This window comes from Streptomyces sp. NPDC050121 (genome assembly GCF_044460385.1).
GTDB classification, from domain to species: Bacteria; Actinomycetota; Actinomycetes; order Streptomycetales; family Streptomycetaceae; genus Streptomyces; species Streptomyces soliscabiei.
This window is the reverse complement of the sequence record NZ_JBITJV010000040.1, coordinates 12,676-30,903: the sequence shown is the minus strand read 5'-3', so window position 1 is coordinate 30,903 and position 18,228 is coordinate 12,676. Positions and strand designations below refer to the sequence as shown.

The 18,228-nt window shown below is 71.0% G+C and carries 14 protein-coding genes and 2 pseudogenes; 6 read left to right on the top strand and 10 right to left on the bottom strand.

Going from position 1 to position 18,228, the window contains the following annotated elements:
- Window positions 1-48: 48 nt before the first annotated feature.
- Window positions 49-2,079 carry a thioredoxin domain-containing protein gene (locus tag ACIBTS_RS39850; RefSeq protein WP_399325573.1) on the top strand — a complete coding sequence of 677 codons (2,031 nt, stop codon included), beginning with the start codon at window positions 49-51 and terminating at the stop codon, window positions 2,077-2,079.
- A 107-nt stretch (window positions 2,080-2,186) separates the two neighbouring features.
- On the opposite strand, the gene ACIBTS_RS39845 is transcribed toward ACIBTS_RS39850, so the two are convergent.
- From ACIBTS_RS39845 to ACIBTS_RS39830, 4 genes are all read right to left on the bottom strand, one after another.
- Window positions 2,187-2,912, bottom strand: coding sequence for a Mut7-C RNAse domain-containing protein (locus ACIBTS_RS39845; RefSeq protein WP_319672298.1), 726 nt, complete (start codon window positions 2,910-2,912; stop codon window positions 2,187-2,189).
- A gap of 34 nt (window positions 2,913-2,946) precedes the next feature.
- Window positions 2,947-3,576: a TetR/AcrR family transcriptional regulator gene (locus ACIBTS_RS39840; RefSeq protein WP_399325570.1), complete on the bottom strand. Its 630-nt coding sequence runs from the start codon at window positions 3,574-3,576 to the stop codon at window positions 2,947-2,949.
- Between the two features lie 4 nt (window positions 3,577-3,580).
- The gene (locus ACIBTS_RS39835) at window positions 3,581-5,161 is read right to left on the bottom strand and encodes a DHA2 family efflux MFS transporter permease subunit (protein ID WP_399325568.1); all 1,581 of its coding nucleotides are present in this window, start codon (window positions 5,159-5,161) and stop codon (window positions 3,581-3,583) included.
- A gap of 111 nt (window positions 5,162-5,272) precedes the next feature.
- On the bottom strand, window positions 5,273-5,986 hold the full coding sequence (locus ACIBTS_RS39830; RefSeq protein WP_399325566.1) for a hemolysin III family protein: 714 nt from the start codon (window positions 5,984-5,986) through the stop codon (window positions 5,273-5,275).
- A gap of 316 nt (window positions 5,987-6,302) precedes the next feature.
- On the opposite strand from ACIBTS_RS39830, the gene ACIBTS_RS39825 reads away from it, so the two are divergent.
- A complete protein-coding gene (locus ACIBTS_RS39825) occupies window positions 6,303-8,126 on the top strand; it encodes a phosphoenolpyruvate carboxykinase (GTP) (protein WP_399325564.1) in 1,824 nt (607 codons plus the stop codon).
- A 163-nt stretch (window positions 8,127-8,289) separates the two neighbouring features.
- Here the strand turns inward: ACIBTS_RS39825 and ACIBTS_RS39820 are convergent.
- From ACIBTS_RS39820 to ACIBTS_RS39810, 3 genes and pseudogenes are all read right to left on the bottom strand, one after another.
- Window positions 8,290-8,703, bottom strand: a pseudogene (locus ACIBTS_RS39820) (hypothetical protein); the annotation flags it as partial.
- A 209-nt stretch (window positions 8,704-8,912) separates the two neighbouring features.
- A complete protein-coding gene (locus ACIBTS_RS39815; RefSeq protein ID WP_399325563.1) occupies window positions 8,913-9,365 on the bottom strand; it encodes a hypothetical protein in 453 nt (150 codons plus the stop codon).
- A 99-nt stretch (window positions 9,366-9,464) separates the two neighbouring features.
- Window positions 9,465-10,676 carry a pyridoxal phosphate-dependent aminotransferase gene (locus ACIBTS_RS39810; RefSeq protein ID WP_319672292.1) on the bottom strand — a complete coding sequence of 404 codons (1,212 nt, stop codon included), beginning with the start codon at window positions 10,674-10,676 and terminating at the stop codon, window positions 9,465-9,467.
- A 125-nt stretch (window positions 10,677-10,801) separates the two neighbouring features.
- Between ACIBTS_RS39810 and ACIBTS_RS39805 the strand changes: the two genes are divergently transcribed.
- Entirely contained in the window at window positions 10,802-11,401 is a 600-nt protein-coding gene (locus ACIBTS_RS39805) for a hypothetical protein (RefSeq protein WP_399325560.1), read from the top strand.
- Here the strand turns inward: ACIBTS_RS39805 and ACIBTS_RS39800 are convergent.
- Window positions 11,388-11,980, bottom strand: a pseudogene (locus ACIBTS_RS39800) (molybdopterin cofactor-binding domain-containing protein). The gene ACIBTS_RS39805 and the pseudogene ACIBTS_RS39800 sit on opposite strands and share 14 nt — an antisense overlap.
- Window positions 11,981-12,304: 324 nt before the next feature.
- On the opposite strand from ACIBTS_RS39800, the gene ACIBTS_RS39795 reads away from it, so the two are divergent.
- Window positions 12,305-13,204 (top strand): serine protease, encoded by a 900-nt coding sequence (locus tag ACIBTS_RS39795; RefSeq protein ID WP_319672290.1) that lies wholly within the window; start codon window positions 12,305-12,307, stop codon window positions 13,202-13,204.
- A gap of 78 nt (window positions 13,205-13,282) precedes the next feature.
- On the opposite strand, the gene ACIBTS_RS39790 is transcribed toward ACIBTS_RS39795, so the two are convergent.
- Window positions 13,283-14,908 (bottom strand): amidohydrolase family protein, encoded by a 1,626-nt coding sequence (locus ACIBTS_RS39790; RefSeq protein ID WP_399325558.1) that lies wholly within the window; start codon window positions 14,906-14,908, stop codon window positions 13,283-13,285.
- Between the two features lie 11 nt (window positions 14,909-14,919).
- Entirely contained in the window at window positions 14,920-16,194 is a 1,275-nt protein-coding gene (locus ACIBTS_RS39785; RefSeq protein ID WP_399325556.1) for an amino acid deaminase, read from the bottom strand.
- A gap of 119 nt (window positions 16,195-16,313) precedes the next feature.
- Here ACIBTS_RS39785 and ACIBTS_RS39780 point away from each other — a divergent pair, with 119 nt between their 5' ends.
- Both ACIBTS_RS39780 and ACIBTS_RS39775 read left to right on the top strand, forming a co-directional pair.
- A complete protein-coding gene (locus ACIBTS_RS39780; protein WP_399325554.1) occupies window positions 16,314-17,456 on the top strand; it encodes a sugar kinase in 1,143 nt (380 codons plus the stop codon).
- Entirely contained in the window at window positions 17,453-18,217 is a 765-nt protein-coding gene (locus ACIBTS_RS39775; RefSeq protein WP_079660071.1) for an IclR family transcriptional regulator, read from the top strand. Before ACIBTS_RS39780 ends, ACIBTS_RS39775 begins: the two co-directional genes overlap by 4 nt.
- Window positions 18,218-18,228: the final 11 nt, after the last annotated feature.

Genomic DNA, 18,228 nt, shown 5'->3' with positions numbered 1-18,228 from the left:
CGGCTGTCAAACGGTGCAGGGCATCGATGCATGCGCGAGGATTGACGCATGTCCAATCGACTCGCGCGCACCACGTCCCCCTACCTCCTTCAGCACGCAGGCAACCCTGTTGACTGGTGGCAGTGGGAACCTGCAGCTTTTGAGGAGGCCCGGCGGCGCGATGTGCCCGTCTTCCTGAGCGTGGGATACAGCTCATGCCACTGGTGTCACGTCATGGCTTCCGAATCGTTCGAGGACGAGGCCACTGCCGACTACCTCAATGACCACTTCGTGAGCGTGAAGGTCGATCGGGAAGAACGCCCTGACGTCGACGCCGTCTACATGGAGGCAGTCCAGGCCGCCACCGGACAGGGCGGCTGGCCCATGAGCGTCTTCCTCACTCCGGACGCTGAGCCCTTTTACTTTGGGACGTACTTTCCACCCGCCCCCCGCCATGGAATGCCTTCCTTCCAGCAGGTACTTGAAGGCGTGCACAGTGCGTGGGCCGATCGGCGGGAAGAGGTGGCGGAGGTCGCTGGGAAGATCGTGCGGGACCTCGCGGGGCGGGAGATCAGCTACGGCGACACCCAGCTTCCTGGTGAGGGGGAACTCGCTCAGGCCCTTCTCGGGCTGACCCGGGAGTACGACGCGCAGCGCGGCGGGTTCGGCGGCGCCCCCAAGTTTCCTCCGTCCATGGTCCTTGAATTTCTTCTGCGGCACCGCGCGCGGACCGGATCCGAGGGCGCGCTGCAGATGGCCCAGGACACCTGTGAACGCATGGCCCGTGGCGGAATCTACGACCAGCTTGGCGGCGGCTTTGCGCGATACTCCGTGGACCGGGACTGGGTTGTGCCCCATTTTGAGAAAATGCTCTATGATAATTCCCTTTTGTGTCGGGTCTACGCCCATCTCTGGCGGGCCACCGGCTCGGAGCTTGCCCGTCGGGTCGCGCTGGAGACCGCCGACTTCATGGTGCGGGAACTGCGCACCGCCGAGGGCGGGTTCGCCTCCGCGCTGGACGCCGACAGCGACGACGGGAGCGGGAAGCACGTCGAGGGCGCCTACTACGTGTGGACGTCCGAGCAGCTCAGGGACGTCCTGGGCGACGACGCCGAGCTCGCCGCCCGCTACTTCGGCGTCACCGAGGAGGGCACGTTCGAGCACGGTTCCTCGGTTCTCCAACTCCCGCAGCAGGACGCCTTCTTCGACGCCGAGAAGATCGCCGGCATCAAGGAGCGGCTGCTGGACCGGCGCGGTGAGCGGCCGGCTCCCGGCCGGGACGACAAGGTCGTCGCCGCGTGGAACGGGCTGGCCGTCGCCGCGCTCGCGGAGACCGGCGCCTACTTCGACCGTCCGGATCTCGTCGAGGCCGCGGTCGGCGCCGCCGATCTCCTCGTCCGGCTGCACCTCGACGAGCAGGCCCGGCTCTTCCGCACCAGCAAGGACGGACAGGCCGGGGCCAACGCGGGCGTCCTGGAGGACTACGCCGATGTCGCGGAGGGGTTCCTCGCTCTCGGCGCCGTCACCGGCGAGGGCGTCTGGCTGGAGTTCGCCGGGTTCCTGCTCGACCACGTCCTGATCCGGTTCGTCGATCCCGAGTCGGGGTCGCTGTACGACACGGCGGCCGACGCCGAGCAGCTCATCCGGCGTCCGCAGGATCCGACCGACAACGCCGTGCCCTCCGGCTGGACGGCCGCGGCCGGCGCGCTGCTGAGCTATGCGGCCCACACCGGCTCCGAGCCCCACCGCACCGCCGCGGAACGGGCGTTGGGGGTGGTGAAGGCGCTCGGGCCGCGTGTGCCCCGGTTCATCGGCTGGGGGCTCGCCGCCGCCGAGGCGCTGCTCGACGGGCCGCGCGAGGTCGCCGTCGTCGGCACCGGCGCGGACGATCCGGCCTCCAGGATCCTGCACCGTACGGCCCTGCTGGGCACCGCCCCGGGTGCCGTCGTCGCGTTCGGCGCCGTGGGGAGCGACGAGTTCCCGCTGCTCGCCGATCGCCCGCTGAGCAAGGGCGAACCGACCGCGTACGTCTGCCGCAACTTCACCTGCGACGCCCCGACCACCGACCCCGAACGGCTGCGCACCGCGCTGAACGGCTGACGGCCCGGCCTGTCCGGCCTGTCCGGCCTGTCCGGCCTGTCCGGCTTGTTCGTGCGCTCCGGCTTGTCCGTGCGCTCCGGCCCGTCCGGGCTCCGCGGCCGGCCGGTCTAGCCGGCGAACTCCGCCAGGGCGCGTTCCACGATGGCGACCAGTTGCTCGTGGTGCGCGCCCTTCCAGTAGGCGCGCCCGCAGGAGCGGCACTGGGCGAACACGTCGTAGGACCTCTGGGTGCCGTGCTGCAGCTGGTCGGCGACCTCGTCCTTGGTGGCCTGGCGCAGCAGGCCGTTGCAGGCGGTGCACCTCGTCCAGGGGAGCAGTTCGGGGGCGAACCGGTCGAGGATGTCGCGGAGCTGCTCCTCGGGGTCGGTGCTGTAGACGTAGGCGCCCGCCCACAGTTCGCGGCGGCGCAGCAGGCCCCGGTCGCGGCTGAGCATGACGCGCTGTTCGGCCGCTGAGCGGGCGGCGAGCGCCGGGTCGCCGATGTCGGTGGACTCGTATGCCGTGTCGACGCCGAGCAGGCGCAGCCGGCGGGCGAGGGTGCCGAGGTGGACGTCGAGGAGGAAGCGCAGCGGGGCGCCCGGCACCCGCTGGGGGCGGGCGACCGGGCGGACGGTGACCGACTCGCCGTCGGCCGGGATGTGCGAGACCGGCACCGCACGGCCGTCGACGAGCAGGGTGCCGACCTCCGTGAGGGGCACCCCGAGCGACTCGACGACGTGGCCGAGGGTGGAGACGCCGTCGACGGCGAGCGCGGTGGCGCCGGCGCGCCGGGCGGGCGGGACGAACAGCGCCAGCCGGGGGGCGACTTCGACGCGGATCTCGGGTGCGTTCACCTGGTCAGGATGGCATGCGGACGGGGCGCTGGTCTCAGGGGTTTCGCACGGGCAGGCCGTGCTCCAGGACGTTCAGAGCGCGGTCGAGCAGGACCTCGAAGTCGTCCCGGTGGTCGTTCTCGGCCCAGTACAGGGACGCCTGCATCAGCCCGCCCATGAGGGACATCATGTAGACGCGGACCTCCAGGCTGTCGGGGTCGAGGCCGATGCGCTCGCCGATCGCGGTGCTGAACATCCGGCCGGTGACGGACATGCTCTCCATCATCCGCGAGCGCACCGCGGGGACCTGGGCCATCACCCGGGTACGCAGCCGTGCGATCTCCAGATCATCTGTTATGCCCATGCGGGCGGCCTTCATCATCACGTACCGGACTGACTCGGGCCAGGGCTCGTCCGCCGGGCGGGCCCGCAGTTCCGCCACGAGGATCGGGTCCCACTCGTCCGTGAGGACGATGTCCTCCTTCGTCGGGAAGTAGCGGAAGACGGTCGACGGCGAGACCTCGGCGCGGTCGGCGATCTGGTCGATCGTCGTGGCGTCGTACCCCTGTTCCTTGATGAGCGCGTAGGTCGCGGTGCGGATCGCCTCGCGGGTCTTGATCTTCTTGCGCTCACGGAGACCCAGGTGAGAGCGGTCGGCGGGGGAACTCATGCGTGCGGCCGTCATGGGGTCATTGTCGGGCATCGGCCTGATCGGCAGCCATCTCCGGCGCCGCGGAGGTCGTGGAGGTCTCGGTGGTGCGCCGGGCGCCCGGCAGGAAGGCGGCCGCCAGCAGGGCGGAGAGGAGGGCGGCGATCCCGCACACCAGCAGGACCAGGTCCATGCCGTGCACGTAGGCGTCGTTGGCGGAGGCGGCGAGGTCGGCCAGGTTGGCCTTCTCGGCGATCACATGGGCGGCGATCACCGAGTTGTCGGCCGTGTCGGCGAGCTGCGCGGGCAGGCCGGTGACGTCGAGCCGGTCGCGGAAGGCGCCGGAGAGCAGGCTGCCGAGCAGGGCGATGCCGATCGCGCCGCCGACCTGGCGCAGCGTCATCAGCAGCCCGGAGCCGCTGCCGGCGCGGTCGCGGGGGAGGGTGCCCAGGGCGCCGTTCATGGCCGGGATGAGCGCGAAGCCGAAGCCGAGGCCGGTGATGGAGAGCCACAGCGCGGTGAAGCCGTAGCCGGAGTCGGTTGTCGTCCGGCTGCCGAGGAGCGCGGCGAAGGCGAGCACCACCAGGCCCGCGCTCACCGAGGCCCGTGCCCCGAACCGGGCGACGACGGGCCCGGCGGTGCGTGAGGCGACCAGCAGGCCGCCCATCATCGGCAGCAGCCGTACGCCGGTGCCGAGGGAGTCGTGGCCGAGGACGGCCTGGAGGTACGGGGGCAGCACGAACAGCAGGCCGGACAGGACGAACATCACCAGGGTCGCGGCGATGGTGTTGAAGAGGAAGCCGCGGTGGGCGAGCAGGGTCATGTCGAGCATGGGGCGCTCGACGCGGCGTTCGCGCAGCACCAGCGCGGCGATCAGGACCACGGCCGCGACGATCATCCCGAGGACCAGGGGGTCGCCCCAGCCGCGGGTGGGCGCCTCGATGATCGCGTAGATCAGGGCGCCGAGGCCGGTCGCGGTGAGCGCGGTGGAGACGGCGTCGACCTTGGGGGAGGCGGGGTCGCGGGTCTCGGGGAGCAGGAAGACGCAGGCGGCGATGCCGATCGCGGCCATCGGGACGTTCACGAGGAAGACGGAGCCCCACCAGAAGTGGTTGAGCAGCCAGCCGCCGATGATCGGGCCGAGCGGCAGGCCGAGCGCGGAGGCGGAGGAGATGATGCCGACGGCCTTGGTGCGCTCCTCGGGGCTGAACAGCGAGGGCAGCACCGACAGGGCGAGCGGGGTGATCAGGGCGGCGCCGACGCCCATGACGGCGCGGGCGGCGATCACCGCGTTGACGTCGCCGGCCAGTGTGCCGACGAGGGAGCCGGCGAGGAAGACGCCGAGCCCGGTTATCAGGATCCTGCGTCGGCCGAACCGGTCGCCGAGGAGGCCGGCCGGGAGCATCAGGGCCGCGAAGACGACGACGTAGGAGTCGGCCATCCACTGCTGTTCGCCGGTGGTGGCGCCCAGGTCCCGGGCCATCGTGGGGAGTGCCACGTTGAGGATCGTCGTGTCGAAGCCGAGCGTGAGCATGCTCGCGACCAGGGCCCCAAGGGCCCACCAGCGGCGGGGGTCGCGCCCCGCCTCGGACGTGTCCGTGTCGTTCATGACGGTAGCCATGAAATGAGAGTAGCTGTCAAAAGCTGCGCCCTGTCAATCGATATGCGCTCCCGGCATACGGAAATGGCCACGGCTCGGAAGCCGTGGCCACTGGAAGGCGGAAAAGAGCCGTTATGCGTGCTGGTACGCGACCAGGGAGATGCCGACGTAGTGCACGACGAACGCGGCGAGGGTCAGGGAGTGGAAGACCTCGTGGAAGCCGAACCAACGCGGTGAGGGGTTGGGCCGCTTGATGCCGTAGATCACGCCGCCCGCGCTGTAGAGGAGCCCGCCGACGATCACCAGGACCAGGACCGCGATGCCGCCCGTGCGCATGAAGTCCGGCAGGAAGAAGACGGCCGCCCAGCCCATCGCGATGTAGCAGGGGGTGTAGAGCCAGCGCGGGGCGCCGACCCAGAAGACCCGGAACAGGATGCCCGCCGCCGCGGCGCCCCAGATGCCCCACAGCAGCCACTGCCCCTTCGCGTCGGGGAGCAGCAGCATCGTCAGCGGGGTGTAGGTGCCCGCGATGATCAGGAAGATGTTCGCGTGGTCCAGTCTGCGCAGGATGCCGTCCATGCGCGCGTTCCAGTTGCCGCGGTGGTAGAGCGCGCTCACGCCGAACAGCAGGCAGGCGGTGAGTGCGTAGATGCCGCAGGCGATGCGGCCGCGGGTGGAGTCGGCGAGGGCGGTGAGCACGAGGCCGGCGATGAGGGCGGCCGGGAACATGCCGAGATGCAGCCAGCCGCGAAGCTTGGGCTTGATCTCTTCCGACAGGGCGTGTGCGACGGAACCGCGGCCGGCGGCCGGTGTATCCGTGGTCGCGTCGGGGACGGGCGCAGTCATACGCCGCATCGTACCTACGGAACCGTAGGTTACAGATCACTCCGACGGAATGAGGGGTGAAGAGTGGCCATCGTCTCACGTGAGTTGGGTAAAGGGGCTACCGCCTGAACGCCACATGGACGCAAATAGGCGTCCGTACACGTGGCCATCCTCACTCCGCTCACTTGTGATGCGCTCTGGACAGATGGGCGGTACAGTCGGATGATCAAATGAGTGCGGTCGACACCGGATGAGCGCCAGGGTCACCACCGTGAAGCATCCGGGTCGCAGCCCCCACGGGGCCTCCAATCCAAAAACCCCTCATTTAGGAGCAATCGTGGCGCGCGACATCGCGGCTCCCCCCGTCATCCCCACCGACCACCAGGAGCTCGTCTCCTGGGTGAACGAGATCGCGGAACTCACGCAGCCGGACAACGTGGTCTGGTGTGACGGATCCGAGGCCGAGTACGAGCGCCTGTGCGGGGAGCTCGTCGAGAAGGGCACCTTCCGGAAACTCGACCCGATCAAGCGCCCCAACTCCTACTACGCGGCCTCCGACCCCACCGACGTCGCCCGGGTCGAGGACCGCACCTTCATCTGCTCCGAGCAGGAGGCGGACGCCGGCCCCACCAACCACTGGAAGGCCCCCGCCGAGATGCGGGACATCTTCAGCGGTGAGAAGGGCCTGTTCCGCGGCTCGATGCGGGGCCGGACGATGTACGTCGTGCCGTTCTGCATGGGCCCGCTGGGCTCGGACCTGTCCGCGATCGGCGTCGAGATCACCGACTCCGCCTACGTCGCCGTGTCCATGCGCACCATGACGCGGATGGGACAGCCGGTGCTGGACGAGCTCGGCTCCGACGGGTTCTTCGTGAAGGCCGTCCACACCCTCGGAGCGCCCCTCGCGGAGGGCGAGGCGGACGTCCCGTGGCCGTGCAACTCCACCAAGTACATCTCGCACTTCCCCGAGAGCCGCGAGATCTGGTCCTACGGCTCCGGCTACGGCGGCAACGCCCTGCTCGGCAAGAAGTGCTACGCCCTGCGCATCGCGTCGGTGATGGCCCGCGACGAGGGCTGGCTCGCCGAGCACATGCTGATCCTCAAGCTCACCCCGCCCACCGGTGAGTCGAAGTACGTCGCCGCCGCCTTCCCGTCCGCCTGCGGCAAGACCAACCTCGCCATGCTGGAGCCCACCGTCTCCGGCTGGACCGTCGAGACGATCGGCGACGACATAGCCTGGATGCGCTTCGGCGAGGACGGCCGGCTCTACGCCATCAACCCCGAGGCCGGCTTCTTCGGCGTCGCGCCCGGCACCGGTGAGCACACAAACGCCAACGCGATGAAGACGCTGTGGGGCAACTCGGTCTTCACCAACGTCGCCCTCACCGACGACAACGACGTCTGGTGGGAGGGCATGACGGAGGAGACCCCGGCCCACCTGACGGACTGGAAGGGCAACTCCTGGACGCCGGCGTCCGAGACCCCGGCCGCCCACCCCAACGCCCGCTTCACCACGCCCGCCGCCCAGTGCCCGATCATCGCGCCCGAGTGGGAGAACCCCAAGGGCGTGCCGATCTCGGCGATCCTCTTCGGTGGCCGGCGCGCGTCCGCCGTCCCGCTGGTGACAGAGTCCTTCGACTGGAACCACGGGGTGTTCCTCGGCGCCAACGTGGCGAGCGAGAAGACCGCCGCCGCCGAGGGCAAGGTCGGCGAGCTGCGCCGCGACCCGTTCGCCATGCTGCCGTTCTGCGGCTACAACATGGGCGACTACATGGGCCACTGGATCGACGTCGCCAAGGACAAGGACCAGGCAAAGCTCCCGAAGATCTACTACGTCAACTGGTTCCGCAAGAACGACGCGGGCGAGTTCGTCTGGCCCGGCTTCGGCGAGAACAGCCGCGTCCTGAAGTGGATCGTGGAGCGCCTCGACGGCAAGGCCGAGGGCGTCGAGACCCCGATCGGCGTGCTGCCGGCCAAGGGCGCCCTCGACACGAACGGCCTCGAACTTGCCGACTCCGACCTGGAGTTCCTCCTCACGGTCGACAAGGAGGTCTGGCGCGAGGAGGCCGCCCTGGTCCCCGACCACCTCAACACCTTCGGCGAGCACACGCCCAAGGAACTGTGGGACGAGTACCACGCACTGGTACAGCGCCTGGGCTGAGCACCACGGACCGGCGAGGCTCCGCACAACGGCGTGCGGGGTCCCGGGCCTGTCGTCGCGCGTTCCCGTCCGCCCCGACGGGAGGAGCGCGACGACAGGCCTTCGCCTTTCTCCGCCGTTCCGCGTCTGCTGCTGTTCCGCGTCTGCTGCTGTTCCGCGCCTGTTACTGGTTGCGTTCCTCGAGGTAGCGGGTGTGCGGCTGCTGGCGTCGGGCCTCCGTCTCGCGCAGGCTCGCCGCCAGCCGCTCCGCCTCCTCCTCGTGGAGGAGACCGAGCTGGCGCTGCAGATGCCGTTCCGGCGACTCCTGCCCCGGCGCGAGCCGCGTCCACCACCGCGTCCGTACGTAGGTGTCGACGGCCTCCGGGATGTCCTGCCGTACCGCGCGGGACAGGGTGTGCACGCCCTCCGGGTCCTGGGCGAGCACCTCGCCGACCCAGCCGGTCTTGAGCAGCGCGGTCGGCAACTCGGTCAGCTCGATGAGCCGTCCGGCGGCGGCCGGGGGCAGCTCCACGCCGTCCAGGTACTCCCGCAGCCGCCCGAAGTCAACGCGGATCTCGCCCAGGGCGCCGGGCCGCGGGGCGGACGATTCCTGCGATTCGTCTCACCGGTGGAGCGTGCTCCCGGAAACCCCCGTGCCTGGGCGGTCCGGGCGAACGGGGGGTGAAGGGGGAGACCCGGAACTCAACGGGAAGCGCGGATTCCGCCCGCTCGGGCGCGGGTGGCGCCCGGTCCGCGCGTCGCTGCGGGTGCACGCGGACCGGGGCCGTTCATGGTCCCCGAAGGGAGTCAGCCGGCGGTGCTCAGTTCCTTGTTCTCCGCGTTCTCCGCCAGTGCCGCGGCGTGCGCGTCCATGCGCCGGGCCGCGAGGATCGCCGACGCGGTGTCCGCGCGGGACGCGGCGACGAGGAGGGCCCGGCCCGCCAGGGCGTGCGCCCGCTCGTGCAGGGCCGTGAGGTGCGGCTGCGCCGGGGCGGTGGGGCGAGGGGCCGAGCGGACCGGCGTCCGCCCTCCCCGCAGCCGGGCCACCTGCTGCGCGAGCCGGGTGCCCGCGGTGTCCAGGTCGGCGGACGGGGCCGTCGCGTGCAACTCGTCGGTGACGGCGAGCAGCGCCGCGAGATGACCGGCGAGCTGGATGTCCAGCTCCTCCTCGCGGGAACGGTGGGGGAAGTCGGAGGACGTGCCGGCCATCGCGATGTGGGCAGACCCTCGGGAAGAAGGCGTGCGGATCGGTTCGTACATGAGGATGGCCTCCTGTGATCTCAGGAAACCATCCTACATTGGATTTCGTCTAAGGTTGAGTCGTCCCGGGTGTTCTGTAGCCGCGCCCCGTAGCCGCGGCTACGGCTGGCCGTAGCCGTCCAGGAAGCGGCCGATCCGGCCCATCGCGTCCCGCAAATCCGTCGCCGTCGGCAGGGTGACGACCCGGAAGTGGTCCGGCTCCGGCCAGTTGAACCCGGTGCCCTGGACGACCATGATCTTCTCCTGGCGGAGCAGGTCCAGGACCATCCGCCGGTCGTCCTTGATCTTGAAGACGGTGGGGTCGAGGCGCGGGAAGAGATAGAGCGCCCCCTTCGGCCGCACGCAGCTCACCCCCGGAATCTGCGTGAGCAGCTCGTACGCCGTGTCCATCTGCTCCTTGAGCCGCCCGCCCGGCAGCACCAGGTCGTTGATGGTCTGCCGCCCGCTGAGCGCGGCGACCACGCCGTGCTGCCCCGGCATGTTCGCGCACAGGCGCATGTTCGCCAGGATCGTCAGGCCCTCGATGTAGGAGTCGGCGTGTGCGCGCGGCCCGGAGATCGACATCCAGCCGACCCGGTAGCCGGCCACCCGGTACGCCTTCGACATGCCGTTGAAGGTGAGGGTGAGCAGGTCCGGGGCGACCTTGGCGGTCGGGGTGTGCGTGGCGCCGTCGTAGAGGATCTTGTCGTAGATCTCGTCCGAGCAGACCAGGAGGTTGTGCCGACGCGCGATGTCGGTCAGCCCGCGGACCATCGCCTCGTCGTACACGGCGCCCGTCGGGTTGTTCGGGTTGATGATGACGATCGCCTTGGTGCGGTCGGTGACCCTCCGCTCGACGTCCGCGAGGTCGGGCATCCAGTCGGCCTGCTCGTCGCACCGGTAGTGCACGGCGGTGCCGCCGGAGAGCGAGACGGCGGCGGTCCACAGCGGGTAGTCGGGCGCGGGGACGAGGACCTCGTCCCCGTCGTCCAGCAGCGCCTGCATCGCCATGACGATCAGCTCGGAGACGCCGTTGCCGATGAAGACGTGCTCGACGTCCGTCTCTATGCCGAGTGTCTGGTTGTGCATCACGACGGCCCTGCGCGCGGCCAGCAGGCCCTTCGCGTCGCCGTAGCCGTGCGCCGAGGAGACGTTGCGGAGGATGTCCTCCAGGATCTCCGGCGGGGCCTCGAAGCCGAAGGCGGCCGGGTTGCCGGTGTTCAGCTTGAGGATGCGGTGACCAGCCGCTTCCAGGCGCATCGCCTCCTCGAGAACCGGGCCCCGGATCTCGTAACAGACGTTGGCGAGCTTGGTCGACTGGATCACCTGCATGTCTGGGAGCTTACGGCTCGGTAACGCGTGCCGGGGGGTGTTTTCCGCCACGTGAGACGGGTGTTTTGCACGCTTATCGCCGGTGGCTGTCCCACGGGCCACACCTGTCTCTACAATCCGCGCCCATGTCGACGCCAGGCGAGAACGCCGTACCCCGGGTGCGGCCGAACGTGTACCACCTGTACGAGGCCGCCGACCCGACCTCGTACGAGGAGTACCGGGACCCGGCGGCCGCGCACGGCTGGGAGAACGCCTACGACGAGACGACCGAGCTGCCCCGGGTCGCCCCGGCCCGGGCGGAGCCGGGCGGCCGCGCGGACCGCCGGCGCGCCGCACGCCGGACGGATGGCAGGCGTTCACGCCGGGTGATCGTCGCCGTCGGGGCGGTGTCGCTGGCCGCGGCGATCGCCGGGTACGCAGGCTGGTCGTCCGGCGACGCGAAGAGCGGGGAGACGCGTACCGAACGGCCGGACGAGGGGTCGGCGTCGCCGGCGGCGGGGAGCCCGCGGAGCGCGTCCGGCACCCCTGGGCCGGAGTCGGCCGCCGCCCCGGCCGAGACGTCGCCCTCCGCCGCCCCCGCGAGCCCCTCGCCGAGCGCGGTCACCGGCCCCGGCACAAGTGCGACGCAGTCGCCCACCGCCGCCTCCCAGCCCCCCACGCCGACCACCCCGACGGCCGGCAACGGCGGCCGCGGACACGGGCGCGGAGGCGTCAAGCGGCGCTAGGTGTTCTGTCCGGGGAGGTTGTGGACGGGTGAGCCAGGTCTCGGCTGAGGGACCTTGAACAGGTGAGGGCCAGCGCGAGCGCCAGTTCGTCCATCGCCGACTCCACGGCGAACGCCGGCTGGGTCATCCCGTACCCGCGCAGCGCTCCGCTCGGCACGGTGTTGGTGTAGACGGAGAACGCGTCGTACTTCTTGTCGGGGCAGCGGTAGATCATGACGGCGGCGCCGCCCGCGTACAGCGTTTCACCGCCGTGGTTGCCGTAGGCGCCCGTGTTCGACACGTTGCGGACCTGGAACGCGGTGAGGGTGCCGTCGTGTCTGGCTTCGAGCTTCACCGTCCGGGGCGCCCGGTGTCCAACGCGGCGAGCGCCGCCAGATCCTCCGAGATGACCCCCTGTTTGCCGCCGAAGCCGCCGCCGACACGGGCGCAGAACACGCGCAGCTGGTCGGGGCGCAGCGAGAACAGATGGGCGAGTTCGACCTTCGCGATCGACGGCGACTGCGAGCTGGTGCGGACGTTCAGCCGGCCGTTCTCCGTCCAGGCGATCGAGCCGTGGGTCTCCAGATGCGCGTGCCGCACACGGGGCGAGGAGTACGTGCCCTCGTGGAGGACGGGGTCGAACAGGTCCACGAGAGCCGACCTCCCTCGCGACGGCGGGTGGGCGACGGCCGCCGGCGATGGGGCGCGATGGGCGCGGAGAGTCCCTTCCGCGATAGGCCCGCGCGGGTCGGCCTCGCCATGCGAGGGATCGGGCGTGCGGCCGTGGCCCCCTGCCCGCGGCTGAAAACAGACCCTTGATCTCTCCTCCTCCGGCACTAACAATGCGCATGACAAAACAGGTATGACCCAGCAGCGGGCGACCGGAAGATCTCCGGTCGCCTTGTCGTAAGAGGGGACCCCCACATGAGAAAGCCTCTCGTCGCCGCGTTCTTCGCCCTGGCCATCGCCGGGGCGGGCGCGGCACCCGCGGTCGCCGCACCGGTGAGCGCGGCCCCCGCCGCCTCGGCTTCCACGATCGCGGTCAAGGCGGACACCACCGCGGCCACCAGGACGGCCGCGCCCACGCTCAAGGCCGTCAACCTCGCCGGGACCGTCGCGCTCAGCAACTGCTCCGGCTCGGTCATCCGCTTCCCGAACTCCCTGGACACCGCCCCGGCGCTGGTGCTCTCCAACGGGCACTGCCTGTCGACCGGCTTCCCGCAGCCGGGCGAGGTGCTCGTCAACCAGGCGTCCAGCCGGACCTTCAGCCTGCTCAACTCCGCCGGCAGCAAGGTGGCGACCCTGCGCGCCAGCAAGCTCGCCTACGGGACGATGACCGACACCGACGTGTCGATCTACCAGCTCACCAGCACCTACGCGGCGATCAGGAGCTCCTACGGGATCTCCGCGCTGACCGTGCAGGACACCCACCCGACCGCCGGCACCGCCATCACCGTGGCCTCCGGCTACTGGAAGAGGCTCTACAACTGCAACATCGACGGGTTCGTGTACCGCCTGAAGGAGGGCGACTGGACCTGGAAGGACTCGGTCCGATACACGTCCGCCTGCCAGACCATCGGCGGCACCTCGGGCTCGCCGGTGATCGACCAGTCCACCGGCAAGGTCGTCGCCGTCAACAACACGGGCAACGAGGACGGCCAGCGCTGCACCGAGAACAACCCGTGCGAGGTCGACGCGAGCGGCAACGTCGTCGTTCGTGAGGGCATCAACTATGCCCAGGAGATCTACCAGATCCCGGCCTGCTTCACGACCGGCAACCAGCTCAACCTGAGCGCGAGCGGGTGCGTCCTGCCCAAGCCGTAGCGCGCCGCTGGGTCACGCCGTGCTTGTCTGCGGGTGCGCGGGGGCTGGTCGCGCAGTTCCCCGCGCCCCCAAGGCAAGTCACAGCGGCGTACGTCGAATGGCCCGCCCCGCCAGCACCTCCGTGCGCCTGCCGTCCTCGATGACGAAGCGGCCGTCGATCAGGACGTGCGGGATGCCCGTCGGGAGCGTGCGGGGGGCTTCGTAGGTCGAACCCGCCGCCACCGTGCCCGCGTCGAACAGGACCAGGTCGGCGCGGTGGCCCTCGCGGATCAGGCCGCGGTCGGGCAGACGCAGCCGGGCCGCCGGGCGGCCGGTCAGGTGGGACACGCACTCCTCCAGCGACAGGATCCCCAACTCCCTTGCGTAGTGGCCGAGATAGTGCGGGAACGTGCCGTAGGCGCGCGGGTGCGGCTTGGCGCCGACCAGGACGCCGTCCGAGCCGCCCGTGTGGACGCGGTGGCGCATGATCGTGCGGACGTTCTCCTCGTGGCCCACGTGCTGGAGGATCGTCGGGGCCAGCCGGTCCTCCAGGAGCAGACGGCGGGCCGTCGTCCAGGGCTCCTCGTCCCGCCGGGTCGCCGACTCCTGGACCGTGCGGCCGACGTGGTCCACCAGGCGTTCGTCGCCCACACCCGAGATCTCGACCGTGTCCCAGTCGACGGGCACGCCGTGGCAGCCGTCCGCGCCGGTCACCTCCAGGTCGTGACGGATCCGGGCGGCCGTGTCGTCGTCCGCGAGGCGGCGCAGGATCTCCCGGGGGCCGCCCTCGCTCGCCCAACTGGGCAGGAGAGCGGCGAGGGTGGTGCAGCCCGGGGTGTAGGGGTAGGCGTCGAGGGTGATGTCGGCGCCGGCGTCCAGGGCCTTGTCCAGGAGGGTCAGGAGTTCCGGGGCGCGGCCCTCGTTCACGCCGAAGTTCATGGTGGCGTGGGCGAGATGGAGCGGGCAGCCCGCCGCGCGGGTCAGCTCCACCATCTCCGCGTACGCCCGAAGCGCGCCGGCGCCGTAACTGCGGTGGTGGGGGCAGTAGTAGCCGCCGTGGCGCGCCACCACCCGGCACAGTTCCGTCAGTTCGGAGTCCGGCGCGTACATGCCGGGCGTGTACGTCAGGCCGGACGACAGGCCGACCGCGCCCTGCTCCAGGCCCTCCGCGACCAGTCGCCGCATCCGGTCCAGCTCCCGAGGCGTCGCCGGGCGGTCCTCCCAGCCGACGGCGAGGGCGCGCACCGTGCCCTGCGGGATCAGATAGGCCGCGTTGACGGCGATGCCCTCGCCGTCGAAGCCGTGGTCCAGACGGTCCAGGTACTCGCCCACCGACCGCCAGTCGAAGTCGAGGTCGTCGCCGTAACCGTTCCAGCCGGTGATGGCCCGGCGGACCTCCTCCAGGGTGCGGTCGTCGACCGGGGCGTACGACAGCCCGTCCTGGCCGAGGACTTCCAGGGTGACGCCCTGCGCGGCCTTCGCACTGTGGTCGGGGTCGCGCAGCAGGGCGAGGTCGCTGTGGGCGTGCATGTCGATGAAGCCGGGCGAGAGGGTCAGGCCCTCCGCGTCCAACTCCCGTACGGCCTTCGGGCGTTGACAGCCCGCCGCGGCGGCCTCCTTGACGATCGCGACGATCCGTCCGTCGTCGATCAGCACGTCCGCGCGGTAGGAGTCCGCGCCGGTGCCGTCGACGACGTCCGCGTCCCGGATGACGAGGTCTTCCATCGCTGCGGCTCCTAGAAGAAGGTGCGGATGTAGTCGACGACCGTGCCGTCCGCCTCCGCGACCGGGATCAGCGGCCACTTGTCGAACGTCGTGCACGGATGGGACAGGCCGAGGCCCACCCAGTCGCCGACCCGCAGGTCCGCCTCCTGCGTGGTGCGCAGCCAGGCGTGCTGGTCGGAGAGCCCGGTCACCGAGACGCCGGTGGCGGGGCCCTCCGTGCCGTCACGGCGGACCACCTGGGCGAAGGGCAGATCGAGGTCGTGGGCAGCGTCCCGCTTGCCCGCGTTGACGAACGCCTGGTCGGGGGAGGGGCGGGAGACGACCTGCGTCCACAGGCGGAACGCCGGCTCCAGCGCGCCCTCCTGCGGCACCCGGTTGAACGGGGTCAGCTTGCGGTAGTGGCCGTCGTCGTGCGACACGTACGCGCCGGAACGCAGCAACTTCAGTACGGGAGCGGACAGTTCGGGGATCCCGGCGAACACGTCCGCCACCGTGTCGAACCAGGCGCTGCCGCCCGCGCTGACCACGATCTCGTGCAGCCCAGCGAACCGGCCCGCCTTGTCGAAGTCCACGGCCAGCGCGATCAGCCGGTCCAGCCACGCCCGCACCCGCTCCGGCGTCGCCTGCGGCACCTCGCCCTCGTAGCCCGCGACGCCGGCCAGCCGCAGGGACGGCACGGCGGCCACCGCGTCCGCGACCAGCGCGGCCTCCGCCTCCGTACGGACCCCGGTGCGGGCGCCCTCACCGGCGGCCAGTTCGACGACGACGTCCAGGGAGCGGCCCGCGTCGGGCAGCGCCGCGCCCATCAGCTCGACGCCGCGCACGGAGTCGACGTAACAGACGAACTCGAAGTCGGGGTCGGCGTCCAGCTCGGCGGCGATCCAGCGCAGGGACACCGGGTCGACCAGCTCGTTCGCCAGGAAGATCCGCCGCACCCCGAACGCCCGCGCCACCCGCAGCTGGTGCGGCACCGCGAGGGTGATGCCCACCGCGCCGTGCTCGATCTGGCGGGCGAACAGCTGTGGGGCCATGGACGTCTTGCCGTGCGGGGCGAAGACCAGCCCGTGGCGGGCGGTGTACGTCTCCATGAGCCGCAGGTTGTGCTCCAGGCGCTCGGCGGAGAGCGCCAGCACGGGCGTCGTGAAACCGCCGGTGAAGAGGTTGCGGCGCTGGGCGGCCAGCTCGCCGACGGTGAGGCCGTCGGCGTCCGGCGGGAGGCCCTTGAAGCGGTGGTCGACGCGTTCCTCGGCGAGTCGGGCGAGCGCCTCGAATGCCTCGGTACCCATGGAACCTCCCTGATCAGGAGCGTTGCAATCTGTGCAACGTCCATTGCGTATGTCGCTTGCTGCTGTCTAACATCTCGGCCAACGCGGGGTCAACGGAACCGCCGACAGGCACGGGAGCTATGAGGATCGTGACCACCACTGGACCCTGCAATGCCCCCGACGTCGTGGACGTCGTCGCGCTCGGCGAGTCCATGGTCGCCTTCCTGCCCTCCCGGCCCGGCCGCCTCGCCGACGTGCCGTCCTTCGACCGGGGCATCGGCGGCGCGGAGTCCAACGTGGCCTGCGCGCTGGCGGCGGCCGGACACACGGTGCGCTGGGTCAGCCGGGTGGGCGCGGACGGGTTCGGTGACCACCTCGTCGAGACCATCGCCTCCTACGGGGTCGACGTGACCTCCGTACGCCGGGACCCCGCCCGCCCGACCGGCGTCTACTTCCGCACCGCCGGGGACCGCGCCACCGACGCGCACGAGGTCGCCTACTACCGGGTCGGCTCCGCAGCCTCCGCGATGTCCGTGGCGAACACGGACCTGACGGCGGTGCGGGCGGGCCGCGTGCTGCACCTGAGCGGCATCACGGCCGCCCTCTCCGGGGAGTGTCTGGGCCTGCTGCGGGAACTGACGGCCTGCCGGCCCGGGCGCCCGCTGATCTCCTTCGATGTCAACCACCGGCCCGGGCTGTGGCGGGACACCGACGGCCCGCGCGTGCTGCTGGAACTGGCACGCGCCGCGGACATCGTGTTCGTGGGGGAGGACGAGGCACAGGAGGCGTGGGGAGTCACAGGCGGACCCACGGCGATCAGGGCCCTGTTGCCGGAGCCGACCATGCTGGTGGTGAAGCAGGGAGCCCAGGGAGCGACAGCATTCACGGGCGGCCACGACGGCGGCGCCCCGCCGGCGCCGGACCGCCCACACCGGCTCCGTCCCACGCCGCCCTCCGGCGCGGGCCGGACGACGGTCACCTTCGAATCCGCCCCGACGGTCCAGGTCAGCGCGGCAGTCGGCGCCGGGGATGCCTTCGCTGCCGGGTTCCTGTCCGCCACCCTGCGCGGGCTGCCCGTGCGCGACCGGCTCCGGCACGGACACCTGATGGCCGCAGCCGCCCTCACCGCCCCCGGCGACCTCGCCGTCCCCCCGACGCGCGCACACGCCGACCGGCTGGCCGCCCTCGACTCCGACGCGTGGGGGACACTTCGACTCGGCCCCGGCTGGACGCACACCGAAGACCGGGAAGGCCGGGCCGAAGAGGAGGTACGCACCCCATGAGCCAGACCGTCGACCGCGCCCTGAGCATCCTGCCGCTGCTCGCCGAGGGACCCGCCGACCTCGGACAGGTCGCCGACCGCCTCGGCGTGCACAAATCGACGGCCCTGCGGCTGCTGCGCACCCTCCACGAACACGGCCTCGTCTACCGCCAGTCCGACCAGCGCTACCGCCTCGGCGCCCGCCTCTTCGCCCTCGCCCAGGAGGCGATGGAGAACCTCGACATCCGCGAGATCGCCCACCCCCACCTCGTCCGGCTGAACGAGTCCTGCGGGCACACCGTGCACCTCGCCGTCCACGAGGAGGGCGAGGTCCTCTACATCGACAAGGTGGAGAGCCGCTACCCGGTCCGCATGTACTCGCGGATCGGCAAGCCCGTCGCCATCACCGTCGCCGCCGTCGCCAAACTGCTTCTCGCCGATCTGCCCGAGCCCGAGCGGCGGGCGGTCGCGGAGAAGCTCGACTACCCCCTCTACACGGCCCGTTCCACCCCCAACGCCCCCGCATTCCTGAGGGAGTTGGAGAAGGTGCGCGAACAGGGCTGGGCCACCGACCTCGGTGGCCACGAGGAGTCCATCAACTGTGTCGCCGCGCCGATCAGAGGCGCCGACGGCCGGGTGGTCGCCGCGATGTCGGTCTCCGCGCCGAACGTCGTCGTCACCGCCGACGAACTCCTCACCCTCCTCCCGCTGGTGCGCCGCGCTGCGGACGCCATCAGCGGCGAGTACTCCGGCAGGACACCGATCAAGGAAGCCACCTCATGACCGAGAAGACC